This is a genomic window from Mycobacterium sp. TY814, from assembly GCF_030755175.1.
Taxonomy (GTDB): Bacteria; Actinomycetota; Actinomycetes; order Mycobacteriales; family Mycobacteriaceae; genus Mycobacterium.
Map to the genome: position 1 here is coordinate 703278 of NZ_JAUFRY010000001.1, position 19031 is coordinate 722308.

Sequence of the window (19031 nt, forward strand, 5' to 3'; positions counted from 1 at the left end):
GGCGACACAGAGCCTGGTTGTCGGCCGTTCATGGCGGCCGCAGCGGTGGCCACTCCGGTGGGCCCCTCAGACCCGCCGGCGCTCCCGTTCGGCCGCTAACTCACCCAGCACCACCTCGCACGCCACCGTCTGGCTGTACCCGCGGCGGGCCAGCATCCCGACCAGGCGGCGAGTCACCTTGGCGTCGTCCTCACTCAGCACCTCGCGCCGCAATTTTGTCCGGACCAACTGCTCTGCCCGCTCACGTTCGGCACCGGCGTCGATACCGGCCAGCACCGTGTCGATCACCTCGTTGTCCACGCCCTTGGTGTGCAACTCGGCGGCCAGTGCTCGCTTGCTCTTTCCGGCGTTCACGCGGCGGGACCGCACCCACTGCTCGGCGAAGTCGGCGTCGTCGATCAGACCGACGCCGGCTAGCCGATCCAGCACCCGGTTGCTGACGTCGTCGGGGTATCCCCGCTTGGCCAGCTGGCCGGCCAACTCGGCCCTGGTTCGTGATCGCGCGGTGAGCAGGCGCAGGCACAGGGCCCGCGCCTGCTCGTCGCGACGAGACGACTCAGAAGTCGACGGGGGCGGGCAGGACGCCGTCATCGGTCACCACGGCACCAATGCCGAGCTTTTCCTTGATCTTCTTCTCGATCTCGTTGGCGATATCGCCGTTTTCGAGCAAGAAGTTGCGAGCGTTCTCCTTGCCCTGACCGAGTTGCTCACCCTCATAGGTGAACCAGGCGCCGGACTTGCGAATGAAGCCCTGATCGACGCCCATGTCGATCAGCGATCCTTCCCGGCTGATGCCCCTGCCGTAGAGAATGTCGAACTCGGCCTGTTTGAACGGCGGCGAAACCTTGTTCTTGACTACCTTGACCCGGGTGCGGTTACCCACCGCATTGGTGCCGTCCTTGAGCGTCTCGATCCGCCGCACGTCCAAGCGCACCGACGCGTAGAACTTCAGCGCCTTACCGCCCGTGGTCGTCTCAGGCGAGCCGAACATCACGCCGATCTTGTCCCGGAGCTGGTTGATGAAGATCGCCGTGGTGCCCGAATTGTTCAGTGCACCCGTCATTTTCCGCAGCGCCTGGCTCATCAGCCGGGCCTGCAGTCCGACGTGGCTGTCACCCATCTCGCCTTCGAGTTCCGCGCGCGGCACCAGCGCTGCCACCGAGTCGATGACCACGATGTCGAGCGCACCCGAACGGATCAGCATGTCGGCGATCTCGAGCGCCTGCTCTCCGGTGTCCGGCTGGCTGACCAGCAACGAATCGGTGTCGACGCCCAGCTTCTTGGCGTAGTCCGGATCCAGCGCGTGCTCGGCGTCGATGAACGCCGCCACACCGCCGGCAGCCTGGGCGTTGGCCACCGCGTGCAGTGCGACGGTGGTCTTACCCGAGGACTCCGGGCCGTAGATCTCGACGACCCGGCCCCGGGGCAGGCCACCGATGCCCAGAGCCACGTCCAGTGCGATGGACCCGGTGGGGATCACTGAGATCGGCTGGCGCACCTCGTCCCCGAGGCGCATCACCGAGCCTTTGCCGTAACTCTTCTCGATCTGGGCCATAGCCAGTTCGAGAGCCTTCTCGCGATCGGGGGCTTGAGCCATGATGCCTCTCCTGTAGTCGGTGTTCCGGTGACCGGTATCGGTCGGTTGGCCGTGACACTAAAGAAGGCCACCGACAAGTTGAGATCTCCGAGTGATCACCACAGTAGCCGAACACCTGTTCGACTCAAGTTCGACACGCCGCGTGTGGCAGGATCACCTCGAAGAACACATGAACATCGCTGCGGAACTGGCCGAAATTTCCACCTATGGCGGGTTTTTCGCCTTGACCGTGGGCGGAGATCCGGTCGGGTGGCACCCCGTCACGCGGTCCTACGCCACCGGCTGCGCTGACCTCATCGAGGCCACCTCCCGGCACTACGGCACTGCCGACCTGCGCATCGGCACTTCCCTCGTACACCTCGGCCACGCCGCCCGGCTGTGGTCGCCGGTTCTCGCGTGCGTGCTGGCCCACGGGGTCGTTCCGGACCTGACCGACCTCCAACGCGCCGACGACGGCGCCCGGTTGCGGCTGCCCCAACCCGTCGGGGAGCCCGCCTCGCTGTCCCCCGAACTGCTGTACCGGGTCGTCGTCGAGGACCACCTGGAGCGGCTCGCGGCCGGCTTCCGGGTCGGCCTGGCGCCCGGACTGCTCTACGGCAACATCGCGTCGGCACTGGTGGGAACGGCGCGGCAACTACTACTGGTGCGCCCGGATCTCCACACGCCGATCACGCGAACCACGTCCGCGTTGCTGGACATCGGCAACCTGGCCGGCACCGGGGTGATCACCAGCGCGAACCTGGATTTCCGGCGGAACAGCTGCTGCCTGTACTACCGCATCCCGGGCGGGGGCACGTGCGGCGACTGCGCACTCGGCTGACGGCGACGGCGCCGACTCTGCGGTGAGGGCGGGTGTTTTCGATTGACTGTCACCCTGAACGCAGACTCAACGCACCCAGTAAAAGTCACCACTGATCGCGAGGCACGTCGAAGTCGGCGCACAACGCGCGCCACACCTCACGAGGCTCGATACCCTCCTCGATCGCCTGCGCAGCGGTACGGCCGCCGAGCCCGGTCAGCACGTGGTCGACCAGCACCGAGGAGCCGTACGCCGCGCCGAAGCGCAGCACCACCCGTTCGTTGAACTCGGTCAGTCGCACGCCCGCCAACCTACCGGTCAGCGGACAACCGCCTCGTGACACACCTGCACCGGATCGGCCACCTCGGCGACGCTCGCCGCGGCCTGCCGCGCGGCCGCGCGGTACCGCGGCGACGACAGGACCTCGCCCACCTCGGCCACCAGCGCGTCAGCGGTCAACGGACGGATCAGCCGGCCGCTGCCCTGGCGTACCACCCGATTGGCGATCTCCCACTGATCTCCGCCGCCGGGAACCACCACCAGCGGCACCCCGGCCAGCAGCGTCTTGGCCACCATTCCGTGGCCACCCCCGCAAATCGCCACATCGGCATGCGCCAGCAGCTCGTCCTGCCGGCCCAGCCCCACGGTCGCCCAGGGCGGTACCGGCAACTCGTCGCCACCCAGCCGGGACACCACCACCCGCGCACCCGCGGGCAGGGTCTCCCCCGGCCTCAGGGACTGCAGTGCAAGTTCCGCCATTCCGGTGGTTCCGGTCGACGCCGTCGACGGGGCGACCACCACCACCGGCCCCGAGCCCGGCGGGATCTCCAACACCCGCTCGGTCGGCTCGAAGTGCAGCGGGCCCACCACGACCGCCTCGCGCGGCCAGTCCGGCCGTGGGACCTCCAATGCGGGCAACGTGGCGATCAGGCGCCGGACCGGTCCGGGATCGCGTGCCGGCAGTCCGATCTCGGCCCGGACGGCCGACCGCTGCCTCAGACCGGCGCGCACCGACCGCGCCGTCAGCGCACGCATCACGGTGTCGCGCAGGACGCCCCGCACGCCGGTGCCGGGTGCCAGGCCGCTGCCGATCGGCGGCAACCCTTTCGACGGCAGATACAGCGGATGCGGGCTGAGCTCCACCCACGGGATCCCCAACAACTCGGCGGCCAGGCCGCCGCCGGAGGTGATGACGTCGGACACGATCAGATCCGGAGCCAGGTCGCGCAGGGTCGGGGCGATGAGCACGGCCATCCGCGCCGCACGACGATGAATCCGGGCGCCCGCGTCGAGGTCCTCGTCGGCGGCCACCAGGCCGTCCAGCTCGACCGCTTCGATCCCCACGGCGCGGGCGGTCTCCAGCCACTCCACCCCGGTCAACAAGGTCGGCGAATCTCCGGCGGACAGGAAGCGCCGGCACAGCGCGATCGCCGGGAACGAGTGTCCGGGATCGGGCCCGGCGACCACGGCGACGCGCATCCGCTTCACCCTGCCACACCAGAGCTCGCCTACTCTGGCAACCATGACTGAGCTGACGCAGCAGGGGCCCGGGTCGGGAGCCGACACGACCGAAAACATCCGCGCAGTCGAGGACTTCCTCAACGCGCTGCAGGCCGAGGACTTCGACACCGTCGACGCGTTATTGCACGACAATCTCGTTTACGAAAACGTCGGATTCTCCCGCATCCGTGGCGGCCGCAAGACGACTGCGCTGCTGAGCAAGATGCAGGGCCGCGTCGGTTTCGAGGTGAAAATCCACCGCATCGCCGCCGACGGTTCGGCGGTCCTCACCGAGCGCACCGACGCGCTGATCCTGGGCCCACTGCGGATTCAGTTCTGGGTCTGCGGGACGTTCGAGATCCGCGACGGGCGAATCACGTTGTGGCGGGACTACTTCGACAGTTACGACATGCTGAAAGGGTTCCTGCGCGGCCTGGCGGGCGTGGTAGTTCCGTCACTACGCGCAACGCTGTAAGACCCCGATCGGGCGTCGCCAAAATACGAAAAATTCCGACCGAAACCGAAATCACCTCGGTCGGGTCGCTATACCATTCCTCTGCCTAGTCTCAAGGGTGAGCTGGCGATCCTGGACTGGCATGACCTATCGGGCATGGCGTGTGGAGGTCTGGGATGTCATTTGTCATCACCTCGCCGGAATTCGTGACGGCGGCAGCAACGGAATTGGCCGGTCTCGGCTCAACAGTCAGCGCGGCTAACGCCGCGGCCACCGCCCGCACCACGTCGCTGCTGGCCGCAGGTGCGGACGAGATCTCTGCAGCCGTCGCTGCCCTCTTCAACGGACACGCGCTGTCCTATCAGGCCCTCAGCGCGCAGGCGGAGGCCTTCCACCAGCAGTTCGCGCAGACCTTGGCGGCGGGCGCCGGACAGTACGCGGCCGCCGAGGCCGCCGCGGCGACGCCTCTGCAGAGCCTGCTCGACCTGGTGAATGCGCCGTTCCTCGCTGCACTCGGCCGACCGCTGATCGGCAACGGCGCCAACGGAAAACCCGGATCCGGTCAAAACGGCGGCGACGGCGGCATTTTGTGGGGAAACGGCGGCAACGGCGGGTCCGGCATCGCGGGCGGCGGCCAAAAGGGTGGTAACGGTGGGGCGGCCGGACTGTTCGGCAACGGGGGGCGCGGCGGCGACGGCGGATACGGGGCTTCGGCCCTGACACCCAACGGCGGGGCCGGCGGCAACGGCGGGGCGGCCGGGCTGCTGGGAGGCACCGCGGGGGCGGGAGGCAACGGGGGCTACGCCGTGAACGTCGCCGGTGGCACCGGTGGCGCCGGCGGTGCCGGCGGCGCCGGTGGGCTGTTCTCCGCAGGCGGCAGCGGCGGCATGGGTGGCGCCTCCAACGAGCCCACCGGCGGCGCCGCCGGCAGCGGCGGCGCGGGCGGGGCTGGCGGACTGTTCAGCGCGGGCGGCGCCGGCGGCGCGGGTGGCGCCAGCGTCAACGGAAACGGCGGGGCCGGCGGTGTCGGCGGGGCGGGCGGACTGTTCGGCCCGGGCGGTGGCCATGGCGGCTCCGGCGGCACCTCCCTTGCCGCAACTGGTACGGGCGGCCACGGTGGTGCCGGCGGGGCCGGCGGGCTGTTCGGCTACGGCGCGGACGGCGGGGACGGCGGCGCCGGCGGGAAGGCCGGCGGTGGCGGCGGAGTGGGCGGCGCGGGCGGCACCGTCCTCGGTGCCGGCGGGGGCGGCGGCGCGGGCGGCGACGCCACTCTCGCCAACGGGCTCGCCGGCGCCGGCGGTACCGGAGGCAGTGCGGGCCTGTTGTGGGGCCCCGGTGGGGCCGGCGGCAGTGGCGGGTACGGCATCGGCACCAACGCCGCCGGCGGCGCCGGCGGAGGCGGCGGTACCGGCGGGCTGGTCGGCAACGGCGGGGCCGGCGGCTCCGGCGGGTCGGGTCGATCGAGTGGCGGACAGGGCGGCGCCGGTGGCAATGCCGGCGCGCTCTACGGATCCGGCGGTGCCGGCGGCGGCGGCGGGGCGGGCATCAACGGCGGCGTCGACGGCGGTGCCGGCGGCGCCGGCGGCAAAGGTGGGCTGATCGGCGACGGCGGCAACGGCGGCAACGGCGGCGACGGGCTGGTAGGCAAGGCCGGCAACGGCGGCAACGGCGGCAGCGCCTTCTTGTGGGGCCTGGGTGGTAACGGCGGCAACAGCGGAGTCAGCGCCACGGTTGGTGCCGTCGCCGGCGCCGGCGGCACCGGCGGACTGCTGCTGGGCCTGAACGGCCAAAACGGATTGCAGTTCCCGTAGCAGCGAGACCTAGATCGCCCGCGGCAACCCGCCGAGCTCGTCGAATGCCTGCGCCCAGCTCAGCAGGCGATCGGTCGCACCGACCAGCTCGTCACGGTAGCGCTGCTGCGAAAGGGTGGCTGCACCTTCACCGTTCGCAGAAGACACCAATTGCGCTGCCGCAGTAACCATTTCGTTGTACTGACGGACCCCGGCGCCGAGCTGCGCGGTGTAGGCGTTAATGGTCGGCACCAGGTAGTGACGAGATGCTTCAGTGTTGTGCGCGGCTCGCTCCATCGACACCACCTCGGCGGCGGTCGCCGCCATGGCCGCCGAGGTTCGCTTGGCGGCGTCGGTCAGGTCGCTGATCTCGTCGGGCGGCAACATCTCGCCCCGCTCGATCACGCCCAGCAGCGAGAAAAAGCCACGCTCGGAGGCCCCCAGGGCGTACATGGCGGGCCGGGCGGCCGAACCGGCGGGCGGCAGCCGGCGAGGACTGGCCGGCCGCTGCGCGGGCAGGGGCTCGGACTTCAACCAGTAGTAGCGGAAGAACAACAAGGTCGCCGGAATCACCATGACGACGGCGACGGCGCCGGTGATCTGCAGCAGTAGCGCGAACCAGCCCCAGGCCGCCAACACCGCGGTCACCAGACCCCAGAACACCACCCCGGCGGTGAAGATCCAGGCCCACCGCAGGGCGCGGCGCCGTCGGCGCAACTGGCGCGCTCGCGGATCGCTGGCGGCGCTGATCTTGCGGGCGAGCAGGTCGGTCACGTCGGCGGCGGTGTCGAATCCGCGCTGCAGCAACCCGCGCCACAGACCCCGCTGATTCGACTTCGCCGCCATCGGCTCGCCCCTACTGACCGAACGGCTTATCGGGGACGGCTCCGCCCGGCTCGGTGGCCGGGGTTGCCGGGGTGACGCCCGGTGCGGCCGCGCCGCCGGCGGGCAGTGCCTCGCCCCGCATCGACGCGCGGATCTGCTCGAGGCGGGAATGACCGGCCATCTGCACCCCGGCCTGCTCGACCTCGAGCATGCGGCCCTGCACCGAGCTCTGCGCGAGCTCCGCGGAGCCGATCGCATTGGCGTAACGACGTTCGATCTTGTCGCGCACCTCGTCCAGGCTGGGGGTGTTGCCCGGCGCGGCGAGCTCACTCATCGACCGCAGCGACGCGCTGACCTGCTCCTGCATCTTGGCCTGCTCGAGCTGGCTGAGCAGCTTGGTGCGCTCGGCGATCTTCTGCTGCAGCACCATCGCGTTGCGCTCGACGGCCTTCTTCGCCTGCCCGGCCGCCTGCAGAGCCTGGTCGTGCAGCGTCTTGAGGTCTTCGACGCTCTGCTCGGCGGTCACCAGCTGGGCCGCGAAGGCCTCGGCGGCGTTGTTGTACTCGGTGGCTTTGGCGGCGTCCCCGCTGGCGACGGCCTGGTCGGCCAGGGTGAGCGCCTGACGAACGTTGACCTGCAGCTTCTCGATGTCGGCCAGCTGCCGGTTGAGCCGCATCTCCAGCTGACGCTGGTTACCGATCACCTGCGCGGCCTGCTGGGTCAACGCCTGGTGGGTGCGCTGCGCCTCCTCGATGGCCTGCTGGATCTGCACTTTCGGGTCGGCGTGCTCGTCAATCTTGGAATTGAACAGCGCCATGAGGTACTTCCACGCTTTGACGAACGGATTGGCCATCAGTTAGCTCCGCCTTCGCTTCTTCTTGTGGTCCGGATGGGCCGCAACGCTTACCCTGCCGCTCAATTTAGTGGGTCAGCCGTCGTCGCCCCACCCATGGTGCATATCTCGTGGACGCGGGTCTACCCGCGGCGCTCACGCCACGGCCAGTGAGACCACCGGAGGGATGACCACCTTGATGCTGGTATCGATGGACGCAGCGCGGCTGGTGCGCTCTTCGCGGGCCATCCGCTCGCCGGCGTCGATCAGTACCTGCGACAACGGGACCTGCAGGGCGTCGCAGATCGCGGTGAGCAGCTCGCTGGACGGTTCTTTGCGGCCGCGCTCGATCTCCGACAAGTACCCGAGACTCACCCGCGCCGAATCGGACACCTCCCGTAGCGTCCGGCCCTGCGACGTCCGGGCCCCCCGCAGCACGTCGCCAACCACCTCACGCACTAGTGACGCCATCGTGCTCCCCTTCGTCTGGTCATCCCCAAGAATTCCTGGGACTTCACGTGAACGCAGGCGGTGGGCGCAATGGTTCCCTAGGCGTCGTGTTGGGTTCGGCGAATTTCTCTGACCGTCGACGCGACGTAGTCGATGCCGGTGACCACGGTCAGAACAATCGCCAGACCCATCACCACCACCGCCGCGGTGTGCAGAATCCCGGACAGGGGCAGCACGAACAGCCCGATCGCCACCGCCTGGACCACCGTTTTGAGCTTGCCGCCCCAGCTGGCGGGAATGACGCCGCGGTGGATGACAGCCAGCCGCAACACGGTGATCGCCACTTCGCGGGTCATGATCAGCACCGTCACCCACCACGGCAGGTCACCGAGCATGGACAGCCCGATCAGGGCGGCTCCGATCAGCGTCTTGTCGGCGATCGGGTCGACGAAGGCGCCGAATTCGGTCGCCATGCCGTAGTTGCGGGCGAGCTGGCCGTCAAAGCGATCGGTGATGACGGCCACCGCGAAGATCGCCCACGCCACAACGCGCGCATAGGTGTGGTGACCGTCGCCGTAGAACAGCGCGTAAAGAAAGATCGGAACCAGCAGTAACCGCACCAGGGTGAGGACATTCGCCAGATTCGCGATACGGGCCTGACCCGCTGCCTGACCCGCCTGCGGTTGCCCCGACACGGCCTCAGAATAACGGCTGGCCAGCTCATGTGGTCAGTGATGTCGATACTGTTGCCCCGTGACCGAGAATCGACGGGATTACCGGCCGGTTGTTCGGCGGGCGCGAACGTCTGACGTCCCTGCGATCAAACAACTGGTGGACACCTACGCCGGCAGGATTCTGCTGGAAAAGAATCTGGTGACGCTTTATGAGTCCGTCCAGGAATTCTGGGTGGCTGAAGACCCGGACATGACCGGGAAAGTGGTCGGCTGCGGCGCACTGCACGTGTTGTGGTCGGACCTCGGCGAAATCCGCACGGTCGCCGTCGACCCGGACCTGACCGGTCACGGAGTCGGCCACGCGATCGTGAACCGGCTGCTCGAAGTGGCCCGGGAGCTGGAACTCGAGCGGCTGTTCGTGTTGACGTTCGAGACCGAGTTCTTCGGTAAGCACGGGTTCACCGAAATCGAGGGCACTCCGGTGACCGCCGAGGTGTTCGAGGAAATGTGCCGTTCGTACGACATCGGTGTCGCCGAATTCCTGGATCTGAGCTACGTCAAGCCCAACATTCTGGGTAATTCCCGGATGCTGCTGGTCCTGTAGCCCCCCCGCGAGCAGACGCGAAATCACGCAAAACCGGCGGTTTTAGCGCGATTTCGCGTCTGCTCGCGCTGTTGGGCCTAGTCCTCGTCGAGGTCGCTGCCGTCGGCGCCGCTGCCGCCCCGGATCAGCGCCAGGGTGCCGGCCAGCTCATCCGGCTTGACCAGCACCTCGCGGGCCTTGGAGCCTTCGCTGGGCCCGACGATGCCGCGGGTCTCCATCAGGTCCATCAACCGGCCGGCCTTGGCGAAGCCCACCCGCAGCTTGCGCTGCAGCATCGAGGTCGAGCCGAACTGGCTGGACACCACCAACTCGACGGCCTGCAGGAACACGTCCATGTCGTCGCCGATGTCGGGATCGACGTCAGCGCGCTCACCGCTGGGCTTGGCTGCGGTGACACCCTCGGTGTATTCCGGTTCGGCCTGGTCCTTGCAGGCGGCGACGACGGCCTGGATCTCCTCGTCGGTGATGTAGGCGCCCTGCAACCGGATCGGCTTGCCGGCCCCCATCGGCAGGAACAGGCCGTCGCCCATTCCGATCAGCTTTTCCGCGCCGGCCTGGTCCAGGATTACGCGGCTGTCGGTCAGCGATGACGTCGCAAACGCCAGCCGGGACGGCACGTTGGTCTTGATCAGCCCCGTCACCACGTCCACCGACGGGCGCTGGGTGGCCAGCACCAGGTGGATGCCGGCGGCGCGCGCCTTCTGGGTGATCCGCACGATGGCGTCCTCGACGTCGCGCGGCGCGGTCATCATCAGGTCGGCGAGCTCGTCGACGATCGCCAGGACGTACGGATAGGGCCGGTACACCCGCTGGCTGCCGAGTGGCGCGGTGATCTCGCCAGATCGCACCTTGGCGTTGAAGTCGTCGATGTGCCGCACCCGCGACGCCTGCATGTCCTGGTAGCGCTGTTCCATCTCCTCGACCAGCCAGGCCAGCGCCGCCGCCGCCTTCTTCGGCTGGGTGATGATCGGCGTGATCAGGTGCGGAATGCCTTCATACGGCGTCAGTTCCACCATCTTCGGGTCGATCAGGATCATCCTGACCTCTTCCGGGGTGGCGCGGGTCAGCAGCGAGACCAGCATGGAGTTGACGAAGCTGGACTTGCCCGAGCCGGTGGAACCCGCCACCAGCAGGTGCGGCATCTTGGCCAGGTTGGCCGAGATGAAGTCGCCTTCGATGTCCTTGCCCAGCCCGATCACCAGCGGGTGGTGGTCCCGGCGGGTCGACGGCGCGGTGAGCACGTCGGCCAACCGCACCATTTCGCGGTCGGTGTTGGGCACCTCGATGCCGACGGCGGACTTGCCCGGGATCGGGGCCAGCATCCGCACGCTCTCGGTGGCCACCGCATAGGCGATGTTCTTCTGCAGCGCGGTGATCTTCTCCACCTTGACGCCGGGGCCGAGCTCCACCTCGTAGCGGGTGACCGTCGGCCCGCGGGTGCAGCCCGTGACCGCGGCGTCGACCTTGAACTGGGTGAGCACCTCGCCGATGGCGCCGGCCATGTGGGTGTTGGCGGCGCTGCGCTTCTTGGGCGGCTCACCGGCCACCAGCAGATCGAGCGGCGGCAGTGTGTAGGGACCTTCGACCACCCGGTCGAGCACTGGGGTGTCTTGTTTTTCGGCTTTGTCGGCCTTCGCTCCACGCCGACGGGTCCGCGGCTCGGGAACGGTCGGCGTCTCGTCGGCGATGGGCTCGGCGAGCGCCGCGTCCGCCGCCGTGGGCCAGGGCTTCGGCTCGTCCTCGGGGCGCAGCGGGGCCTCGTCGTAGTAGCCGTCCGAGAAGTCCTCGGAGGGGGCGACTTCGACCGTGTCCGCGTCGTCACCGGCGAAGTCGTCGTATTCGTCATAGTCGTCGTATTCGCGTTGGAACAGTCTGGTGCCGAACATGTTTCGCAGGGCGTCAGGCACCTCGCGGATAGTGATGCCGGTCAGCAGCAACACCCCGAACAACGCACAGATGAACAACAGGGGCGCCGCGATCCACGCGGTCAAGCCGTCCGAGAGCGGCCCACCGATCGCGAAGCCGATGAATCCCGCTGCGCGCTTGCGTAATTCGGGGTCCTCCGGCGATCCGGACCACAAGTGGCGAAGGCCGAGAAACGACAGTGCGATCAGGCTGGAGCCGAGGATCAGCCGCGGCCGCGCGTCGGGGTCGGGCTCCGTGCGCATCAGCACTATCGCCGCGGCGGCCGCAACCAACGGCAGCAGCACAACACCTGAGCCGACGAATAGGCGCAGACCTGAATCCACCCACGCCCCCACCGGTCGGGCGGCGCCGAACCATGAACTGGCGGCAACGATTACGGCGACGCCCAGCAACGCCAGCGCGATCCCGTCCCGGCGGTGTCCGGGTTCGATGTGGCGGGCCTGACCGATCGAGCGCGCCGCGCTCCCGGTCCCCCTGGCGGCCATCATCCAACTGGCGCGAGCAGCCCGTCCGCACGCGCGTCCGGTCAGCACGAGCACCGACTGATTGCGGCGTTTGGCGGGCCTGCTGACCCGTTTGACGGGCTTGCCCGGACGCTTCTTGGGTGCACGGGGAGACGCGCTTGCTCGCCCACCTGCGGCCCCGGCCCGCGAAGTGGCCCCTGACCTGCTCGTTCGTGTTCCGGAGCGGGCTGCGGTCTTACTGGCCATGCCCGCAAGCGTAGTCGCATCAATAACATCAACACCACCCGCCACACTGGTAACGGATCGTTAATCCCGGCTTGCTCATCCCGTTACCGCGCAGGCTGCGGAGAGTGCATTGTGGTGGGGTGCTGGAAGATAGGCATCTCGACAGCCGGGTCGGTGATCCGGCGGTGGTTCGGTCGGTATTCGAGGCGTTGGACGTCATGGCGTGTTGCTGGCAGGGGCCGGAGCTGCGCCTGATCGCGGCGAACGCCGCGTTCCGCTACGTCGCAGGCCGAGACGACGTGATCGGATGCACCGTCTCCGAGGTGTTCCCCGAACTGGACGGTCAGCTGATGAACCCGGTGATCGAGCGGGTCTACTCCACCGGCCGCACCGAAGTCGGACGGGAGTGGCGAGTCCAGTGGGAGCACCCGGCGTCCAATCGGGTCGAGGAACGCTGGCTCAGTTTCGTCGTCGCACCACATACCGACAACCGGGAATGGGTGCTCGCGTACGCGATCGACGTCACCGACCAGGTGATGGAGCGTGAGCTCGCTGGGCGGCAGGCCGCCGAGGCCCAACGCCGCTACGAGGCGACCCGCGATGTCGTCGACGAACTGCAGCGGGCACTGCTGCCCATTGAGCTGCCGGTCGTCCCGCATATCGACCTCGCTGCCCGCTACCTGACCGCCTCGCGCGACCAGGCCGCCGGCGGGGACTGGTTCGACGCGTTACCGCTGGACGACGGCCGCATGGCACTGGTGGTCGGGGACGTAGTGGGGCATGGCGTGGCGGCGTCGGCGGCCATGGGACAGCTTCGCGCGGCGCTCGAACTGGCGGTGACCACGGCCGCGGACCTCGGCTCTGCCATCGCCCAGGTCGACGCGTTCGCCGCACAGAAGCGACCGCTGCGGGCCGCGACCGTCGCCATCGTCGTGATCGACCCGCGGACCGCGGACATGGAGTTCTGCCTGTGCGGGCACCCGCCCCCCGTCGTTGTCGGGGCGGACGGCAACACCCGGTTTCTACACCAAAGCGGAAGCGCCCCACTGGGAGTCGGGCATCACCATGCGGTCATCCGGAGATCGCTCAAGGCCGGCGATGTGGTCCTGCTGTACTCCGACGGACTCATCGAGCGCCCGGGCAGAACCATGGCAGACGGTTATGCGGAGGTGGCGCAAGTGGCGGCCGACGCGGTGGCGAACCGGGTGCTGCCCACCGGCGCGGCGGTTTCACCGGCAGCTCGTGCGTGCCAGCTGACCGTCGAATTACTCACGCGCACAGGCTATGACGATGATGTAACCACGCTGGCGGCACAGCTTGTCGCCGCACCCCCACCCGAGCTGGCCGTGTCCACCATCGCCGACGATCACGGCATCACCGAAGCGGTCGACGGGATCCGAACGTGGCTGGCCGCGCTCGACATCAGCGACGAGGCCACGCTGGCGATAGAGCTGGCCGTTAACGAAGCGGTCGCCAACGTCGCGGTACACGCCTATCCCGACTGCGCACCCGGACCGTTGCGTATCTCGGGCGTTCTGCGTTCCGGCGGGGTGGCCGAAGTGTGCGTCGGCGACGACGGGCAGTGGCGTACGCCCGGAATCGCCGACATCGGCCGCGGGCGTGGTTTGGCGATGATGGAACGGCTCCTGGACGAGGTGACGATCAAACATGACGGCGCGCCCCGGCCGGCCGGGAAAGGCACGGTACTGACGCTGCGCCACAAGGTATCTCGGCCCGCGCTGGTCGCCTCCCGAAGCTTCGGGAGCAGCCCGTCGCCTGCGCCGCCTACTTACCGCGCCGAGCGCAACGACGAACCCGGCAAGGCGACGCTGACGGTGACCGGCGCCGTGGATGCGCTGACCGCCGACCGGTTCAACGCTGACCTCGCCGACGCCGCCCAGGGCGGTACCGTCGGGCTGACCGTGCTGCTGGACCAGGTCACGATGCTGACGAGCAGAGGTGTGCGGGCGCTGTTCATGACCCGCGAGCAGCTGGCCGCCCACCAGCGGCCGTTCACTCTGGTGGCCGCTTCGGGCACTCCGGCGGCCGTCGTGCTCGATCTGGTGGGTCTGGAGCGCACCACGGAGTAAGGCGACGGCTGAAACCGTCGTGCGATAGCGGTGTGAGTAGGGTGGCCACAGTGCTCGAACCCGCCCGCCAAAGTCGCCAGGAGGCCCCAGCATGCCCGTCGTCGTCGTCGCCACTCTGACCGTCAAGCCCGAATCGGTCGACACCGTCCGCGACATCCTCACCACCGCGGTCGAAGAAGTGCACGGCGAGCCGGGCTGCCAGCTGTATTCGCTGCACCAGACGGGCGAGACCTTCGTCTTCGTGGAGCAGTGGGCCGACGAGGAGGCGCTCAAGACCCACAGCACGGCGCCCGCGATCGGCAAGATGTTCGGTGCCGTCGGCGAGCACCTGGCCGGGGCGCCGGACATCAAGATGCTGGCCCCGGTTCCGGCCGGCGATGCCGACAAAGGGCAATTGCGCGCCTGATGGCCCGGCCCCTGGAAGGCAAGACGGCCTTCATCACCGGCGCCGCGCGTGGTCAGGGACGCGCCTATGCGGTCCGGTTGGCCACTGACGGCGCGAACGTGATCGCCGTCGACCTGTGCGACCGGATCGACAGCGTGCCCTACCCGCTCGGCACCGCAGAGGACCTGGCACAGACCGTCAAACTCGTGGAGGACGCCGGGGGGCGCATCGTCGCCCGACAGGGTGACGTCCGGGACCGCGCTTCGCTGGAGGCTGCGTTGCAGGCGGGCCTCGACGAGTTCGGCCGGCTCGACATCGTGATCGCCAATGCCGGGATCGCCCCCATGCAGTCGGCCGACGGCTGGCGCGACGTCATCGACGTCAACCTGACCGGCGCCTACCACACCGTGGACGTCTCGACGCCGACCATGATCGAGCAGGGCGAGGGCGGCTCGATCGTGCTGATCAGTTCGGCCGCGGGCCTGGCGGGTGTGGGCAGCGCAGACGCCGGCTCGATCGGCTATACCGCCGCCAAGCACGGTCTGGTCGGACTGATGCGACTGTACGCCAATCTGCTTGCACCGCACGATATTCGGGTTAACTCGGTGCACCCCTCCGGAGTCGACACACCGATGATCAACAACGAGTTCATCCGCCAGTGGCTGACCGATCTGGTCAGCAAGAGCGGTCGGGCACCCGGCATGAGCAACGCACTGCCAGTGCAGATTCTGCAGGCGGAGGACATCGCCAATGCGGTGGCGTGGCTGGTGTCCGACCAGGCCCGCTACATCACCGGAGTCACGTTGCCGGTCGACGCGGGCTCAGTGAACAAGCGGTAGCTCGTGGCCCGAAACCCCGCTGCCGGAACCGCGTTCGGACCGATGCTGTTGGCCGCGGTCGAGCAGAACGAACCGGCCGGCCGCAGGCTGGTGGACGACGACCTCGCGGAGGTTTTCCTGCCGTTGCCGCTGCGCTGGCTCGCCGCCGCTACCCGCGCGACGGTGTTTCGGCGGGCGCTGATCGGCGCATCGGAGCGGACCGGCCCGGGATTATGGGCCAATCTGGCCTGCCGCAAACAGTTCATCGGCGACAAGCTCGCGGACGCTCTTGAGGACATCGACGCGGTGGCGATACTCGGCGCGGGCCTGGACACCCGCGCCTACCGGTTGACCCGCCAGATCCGCAGACCGGTCTTCGAGGTGGACCTGCCGGTCAACATCGCCCGCAAGGCCAGGACTGTCCGCAAGGTGCTGGGTGAGCTGCCGCTCTCGGTTCGGTTGGTGGCGTTGAACTTTGAGCGCGACGACCTGTTGACCGCACTGGCCGAGCACGGCTACCGGCCCGACTACCGGACGTTCTTCATCTGGGAGGGTGTCACGCAGTACCTCACCGAGGACGCCGTCCGCGCGACGTTGCAGGGTCTGCGGCCGACCGCGCCGGGCAGTCGACTGGTGTTCAGCTACGTCCGTCGCGACTTCATCGACGGCACGAATCGCTATGGCTCCCGCGCGCTGTACCGCTCGGTGCGGGGACGCCGCCGGCTGTGGCATTTCGGCCTGCTGCCCGACGAGGTCGCGGCCTTCCTCGAGGAGTACGGCTGGCGACTGGTGGAACAGGTCGGGCCGGACGAACTCGTCGAGCGCTACGTCAGGCCCACCGGCCGCACGTTGCCTGCATCCCAGATCGAATGGTCGGCCTACGCCGAGAAGGTCTAGCGGTGTCTGCCACCCCGTCGAGCGTGGAATCTACGACGCCTCAGCGGCGTGTCCCGTCGTGAACTTCACACTCGCGGGGCCGTTTACACCTCGAGGATCGTCGGCACGATCATCGGCTGCCGGCGGTATGTCTCACCCACCCATTTACCGACGGTGCGCCGCACGCTCTGAGCGATGCGGATCGGATCGGTGACGTTGTTGGCCGCCAACGATTCCAGCTCTGCCTCGACCTTGCGCACGACGGGTTCCAGCGCCTTGGGGTCCTCGGAGAAGCCCCGGGAATGCAGGTGCGGGGTGGTCACCGGCTTACCGGTGCCCCGGTGCACCACCACGGTGACGGCGACGAAGCCCGAGGACAGAATGAGCCGCTCCCCCAGCGTGATTTCGCCGACGTCGCCGGTGATCAGGCCGTCGACGAACATCTTGCCGACCGGTACCGCTCCGGCGATGCTGGCCTTCCCGGCGACCAGGTCGACGCTGACGCCGTTCTCCGCCAACATGATCGACTCCTCCGGCACCCCGGTGCTGGCGGCCAGCTTGGCGTTGGCCCGCAGGTGCCGCCAGGTGCCGTGCACCGGCATGACGTGGCGCGGGCGTACCCCGTTGTAGAGGAACAGCAGTTCGCCGGCGTAGGCATGACCCGAAACGTGAACTCGCGCTTGGGCGTTGGTGACAACGCGGGCGCCGATCTTGGCCAGTGCGTCGATGACACCGTAAACCGCTTCCTCGTTGCCCGGGATCAGCGACGACGACAGCACGATGAGGTCACCGGCGGTCAGGGTGATGCTGCGGTGCTCGCCGCGGGACATCCGCGACAACGCGGCCATCGGCTCGCCCTGAGTTCCGGTGGTGACCAACACCACCCGGTTGGCCGGCATCTCCTCGGCCGCGGCGATGTCGATCAGGTCGGAGTCGGCTACCTTCAGAAAGCCGAGCTCGCGGGCAATGCCCATGTTGCGCACCATCGACCGCCCGACGAACGACACCCGCCGGCCCAATGCCACTGCGGCGTCGATGATCTGCTGGACACGGTCGACGTTGGAGGCGAAACACGCCACGATGACGCGTCCGTCGGCACCGCGGATCAGCCGGTGCAGTGTCGGGCCGATCTCGCTCTCCGACGGCCCGACACCCGGATGCTCGGCGTTGGTGGAGTCGCACAGGAAGAGGTCCACACCTGCGTCGCCGAGCCGCGACATCCCCGGCAGGTCGGTGGGACGGCCGTCGAGCGGCAGTTGGTCTAGTTTGATGTCGCCGGTGTGCAGCACGGTGCCGGCACCGGTGTAGACGGCGATGGCCAGCGCGTCGGGGATGGAGTGGTTGACCGCGAAGTACTCACACTCGAACACCCCGTGCCGGCTGCTCTGCCCCTCCTTGACCTCGACGAACACCGGCTTGATGCGGTGCTCGCGGCACTTGGCGGCGACCAGCGCGAGGGTGAACTTGGAGCCGACGACCGGGATGTCGGGCCGCAGCTTGAGCAGGAACGGGATCGCGCCGATGTGATCCTCGTGGGCGTGGGTGAGGACCAGCGCCTCGATGTCGTCCAGCCGGTCCTCGATATGGCGCAGATCGGGCAGGATCAGGTCGACGCCGGGTTCGTCGTGGGTGGGGAACATCACGCCGCAGTCGATGATCAGCAGTCGGCCCAGATGCTCGAAAACCGTCATATTGCGGCCGATTTCGCTGATCCCGCCGAGCGCGGTGACCCGCAACCCGCCCGCGGTCAATGGACCGGGCGGTGCGAGCTCCTCGTACAACGTCAGATCACCGTAGAACAGAGGCGGCGCGCATATCGGCCGCCAGTGCGTCGAGTTGCTCCGGTGTCGCCGGCACCTGCGGCAACCGCGGGTCGCCGGCGTCGATGCCCTGCAGCCGCAGGCCTGCCTTGGACAGCGTCACTCCGCCCAGCCGGCTCATCGCGTTGCACAGGGGCCCCACCGAGAGATTGATTTTGCGGGCTGTCGCCACGTCACCGGAATGAAAGGCGGACAACAACTCACGCAGCTGACCCGCCGCCAGGTGGGAGATCACGCTGATGAAACCGGTGGCGCCCATGGCGAGCCACGGCAGATTCAACGCGTCGTCGCCGGAGTAGTAGGCCAGGCCGGTCTCGGCGATGATCTGACCCGCGCCGTGCAGGTCGGCCTTCGCGTCCTTGACGCCGACGATGTTGGGATGTGCCGCCAGCGTTCGCAGTGTGTCGAATTCGATCGGCACCACCGAGCGCGGCGGGATGTCGTAGAGCAGCACCGGCAGGTCGGTTGCGTCGGCGACGGCGGTGAAGTGCGCGATCAGCCCGGTCTGCGGCGGCCGTGAGTAGTACGGGGTGACCACCAGCAGTCCGTGTGCACCCTCGGCTGCCGCCGCCTTGGCCAACTTGATGCTGTGTGCGGTGTCGTAGGTGCCGGCGCCGGCGATGATCCGCGCCCGGTCACCCACGGCCTCCAGGACCACTCGCAGGAGTTCGCGCTTCTCGTCGTCGGTGGTGGTCGGCGACTCACCCGTGGTTCCCGAGACGACCAGACCGTCGCATCCCTGGTCCACCAGGTGGCTGGCCACCCTCGCCGCGGCGGCGGTGTCCAGAGCGCCGTCGGCGTCGAATGGTGTCACCATCGCGGTCAGCAGGGTTCCCAGCCGCGCTGGGGCATCGAATCCGACGGTGCTCACGGTTCCCCAGATTACCTGGCTACGGCGAGGT

At 68.4% G+C, this 19031-nt stretch carries 19 protein-coding genes; 8 read left to right on the plus strand and 11 right to left on the minus strand.

What is annotated here, in order from left to right; translation table 11 throughout:
• Window positions 1-66: 66 nt before the first annotated feature.
• Both recX and recA read right to left on the minus strand, forming a co-directional pair.
• Complete coding sequence (gene recX / locus QXH22_RS02825; protein WP_306241239.1) at window positions 67-591, minus strand: recombination regulator RecX; 525 nt, start codon at window positions 589-591, stop codon at window positions 67-69.
• The gene (recA, locus tag QXH22_RS02830; RefSeq protein WP_306241241.1) at window positions 557-1597 is read right to left on the minus strand and encodes a recombinase RecA; all 1041 of its coding nucleotides are present in this window, start codon (window positions 1595-1597) and stop codon (window positions 557-559) included. The genes recX and recA overlap by 35 nt, the downstream gene beginning before the upstream one ends.
• Window positions 1598-1766: 169 nt before the next feature.
• Here recA and QXH22_RS02835 point away from each other — a divergent pair, with 169 nt between their 5' ends.
• On the plus strand, window positions 1767-2417 hold the full coding sequence (locus QXH22_RS02835) for a (2Fe-2S)-binding protein (RefSeq protein ID WP_306275948.1): 651 nt from the start codon (window positions 1767-1769) through the stop codon (window positions 2415-2417).
• Between the two features lie 85 nt (window positions 2418-2502).
• Here the strand turns inward: QXH22_RS02835 and QXH22_RS02840 are convergent, their stop codons facing one another.
• Complete coding sequence (locus QXH22_RS02840) at window positions 2503-2706, minus strand: DUF3046 domain-containing protein (RefSeq protein WP_156452565.1); 204 nt, start codon at window positions 2704-2706, stop codon at window positions 2503-2505.
• 8 nt (window positions 2707-2714) lie between these two features.
• Window positions 2715-3875, minus strand: a complete 1161-nt coding sequence (locus tag QXH22_RS02845; protein WP_306274879.1) for a glycosyltransferase — start codon at window positions 3873-3875, stop codon at window positions 2715-2717.
• 43 nt (window positions 3876-3918) lie between these two features.
• Here QXH22_RS02845 and QXH22_RS02850 point away from each other — a divergent pair, with 43 nt between their 5' ends.
• Together QXH22_RS02850 and QXH22_RS02855 are read left to right on the plus strand one after the other, a co-directional pair.
• The gene (locus QXH22_RS02850; protein WP_306274880.1) at window positions 3919-4371 is read left to right on the plus strand and encodes a limonene-1,2-epoxide hydrolase family protein; all 453 of its coding nucleotides are present in this window, start codon (window positions 3919-3921) and stop codon (window positions 4369-4371) included.
• A 155-nt stretch (window positions 4372-4526) separates the two neighbouring features.
• Window positions 4527-6161 (plus strand): PE family protein, encoded by a 1635-nt coding sequence (locus QXH22_RS02855; RefSeq protein WP_306274881.1) that lies wholly within the window; start codon window positions 4527-4529, stop codon window positions 6159-6161.
• Between the two features lie 9 nt (window positions 6162-6170).
• Here the strand turns inward: QXH22_RS02855 and QXH22_RS02860 are convergent, their stop codons facing one another.
• The 4 genes from QXH22_RS02860 to pgsA form a co-directional block, all read right to left on the minus strand.
• The gene (locus QXH22_RS02860) at window positions 6171-6986 is read right to left on the minus strand and encodes a hypothetical protein (RefSeq protein ID WP_306241249.1); all 816 of its coding nucleotides are present in this window, start codon (window positions 6984-6986) and stop codon (window positions 6171-6173) included.
• Window positions 6987-6996: 10 nt separating this feature from the next.
• A complete protein-coding gene (gene pspA / locus QXH22_RS02865) occupies window positions 6997-7818 on the minus strand; it encodes a phage shock protein PspA (RefSeq protein ID WP_306241250.1) in 822 nt (273 codons plus the stop codon).
• 135 nt (window positions 7819-7953) lie between these two features.
• The gene (gene clgR, locus QXH22_RS02870) at window positions 7954-8268 is read right to left on the minus strand and encodes a transcriptional regulator ClgR (protein ID WP_306241251.1); all 315 of its coding nucleotides are present in this window, start codon (window positions 8266-8268) and stop codon (window positions 7954-7956) included.
• Between the two features lie 77 nt (window positions 8269-8345).
• Window positions 8346-8942 carry a CDP-diacylglycerol--glycerol-3-phosphate 3-phosphatidyltransferase gene (pgsA, locus tag QXH22_RS02875; protein ID WP_306241252.1) on the minus strand — a complete coding sequence of 199 codons (597 nt, stop codon included), beginning with the start codon at window positions 8940-8942 and terminating at the stop codon, window positions 8346-8348.
• 58 nt (window positions 8943-9000) lie between these two features.
• Here pgsA and QXH22_RS02880 point away from each other — a divergent pair, with 58 nt between their 5' ends.
• On the plus strand, window positions 9001-9525 hold the full coding sequence (locus tag QXH22_RS02880) for an amino-acid N-acetyltransferase (protein WP_306274882.1): 525 nt from the start codon (window positions 9001-9003) through the stop codon (window positions 9523-9525).
• A gap of 77 nt (window positions 9526-9602) precedes the next feature.
• On the opposite strand, the gene QXH22_RS02885 is transcribed toward QXH22_RS02880, so the two are convergent.
• Entirely contained in the window at window positions 9603-12161 is a 2559-nt protein-coding gene (locus tag QXH22_RS02885; protein WP_306241254.1) for a DNA translocase FtsK, read from the minus strand.
• A 119-nt stretch (window positions 12162-12280) separates the two neighbouring features.
• On the opposite strand from QXH22_RS02885, the gene QXH22_RS02890 reads away from it, so the two are divergent.
• The 4 genes from QXH22_RS02890 to QXH22_RS02905 all read left to right on the plus strand — a co-directional run bounded on the left by QXH22_RS02890 (window position 12281) and on the right by QXH22_RS02905 (window position 16330).
• The gene (locus QXH22_RS02890; RefSeq protein WP_306274883.1) at window positions 12281-14230 is read left to right on the plus strand and encodes a SpoIIE family protein phosphatase; all 1950 of its coding nucleotides are present in this window, start codon (window positions 12281-12283) and stop codon (window positions 14228-14230) included.
• A gap of 91 nt (window positions 14231-14321) precedes the next feature.
• Window positions 14322-14636, plus strand: coding sequence for a putative quinol monooxygenase (locus QXH22_RS02895; protein WP_306241256.1), 315 nt, complete (start codon window positions 14322-14324; stop codon window positions 14634-14636).
• Complete coding sequence (locus QXH22_RS02900; protein WP_306244284.1) at window positions 14633-15454, plus strand: mycofactocin-coupled SDR family oxidoreductase; 822 nt, start codon at window positions 14633-14635, stop codon at window positions 15452-15454. The genes QXH22_RS02895 and QXH22_RS02900 overlap by 4 nt, the downstream gene beginning before the upstream one ends.
• Before the next feature lie 3 nt (window positions 15455-15457).
• On the plus strand, window positions 15458-16330 hold the full coding sequence (locus QXH22_RS02905) for an SAM-dependent methyltransferase (RefSeq protein WP_306274884.1): 873 nt from the start codon (window positions 15458-15460) through the stop codon (window positions 16328-16330).
• A gap of 83 nt (window positions 16331-16413) precedes the next feature.
• Here the strand turns inward: QXH22_RS02905 and QXH22_RS02910 are convergent, their stop codons facing one another.
• The gene (locus tag QXH22_RS02910; RefSeq protein ID WP_306241258.1) at window positions 16414-18090 is read right to left on the minus strand and encodes a ribonuclease J; all 1677 of its coding nucleotides are present in this window, start codon (window positions 18088-18090) and stop codon (window positions 16414-16416) included.
• A gap of 7 nt (window positions 18091-18097) precedes the next feature.
• Window positions 18098-19000 (minus strand): 4-hydroxy-tetrahydrodipicolinate synthase, encoded by a 903-nt coding sequence (gene dapA / locus QXH22_RS02915; RefSeq protein ID WP_306241259.1) that lies wholly within the window; start codon window positions 18998-19000, stop codon window positions 18098-18100.
• Window positions 19001-19031: the final 31 nt, after the last annotated feature.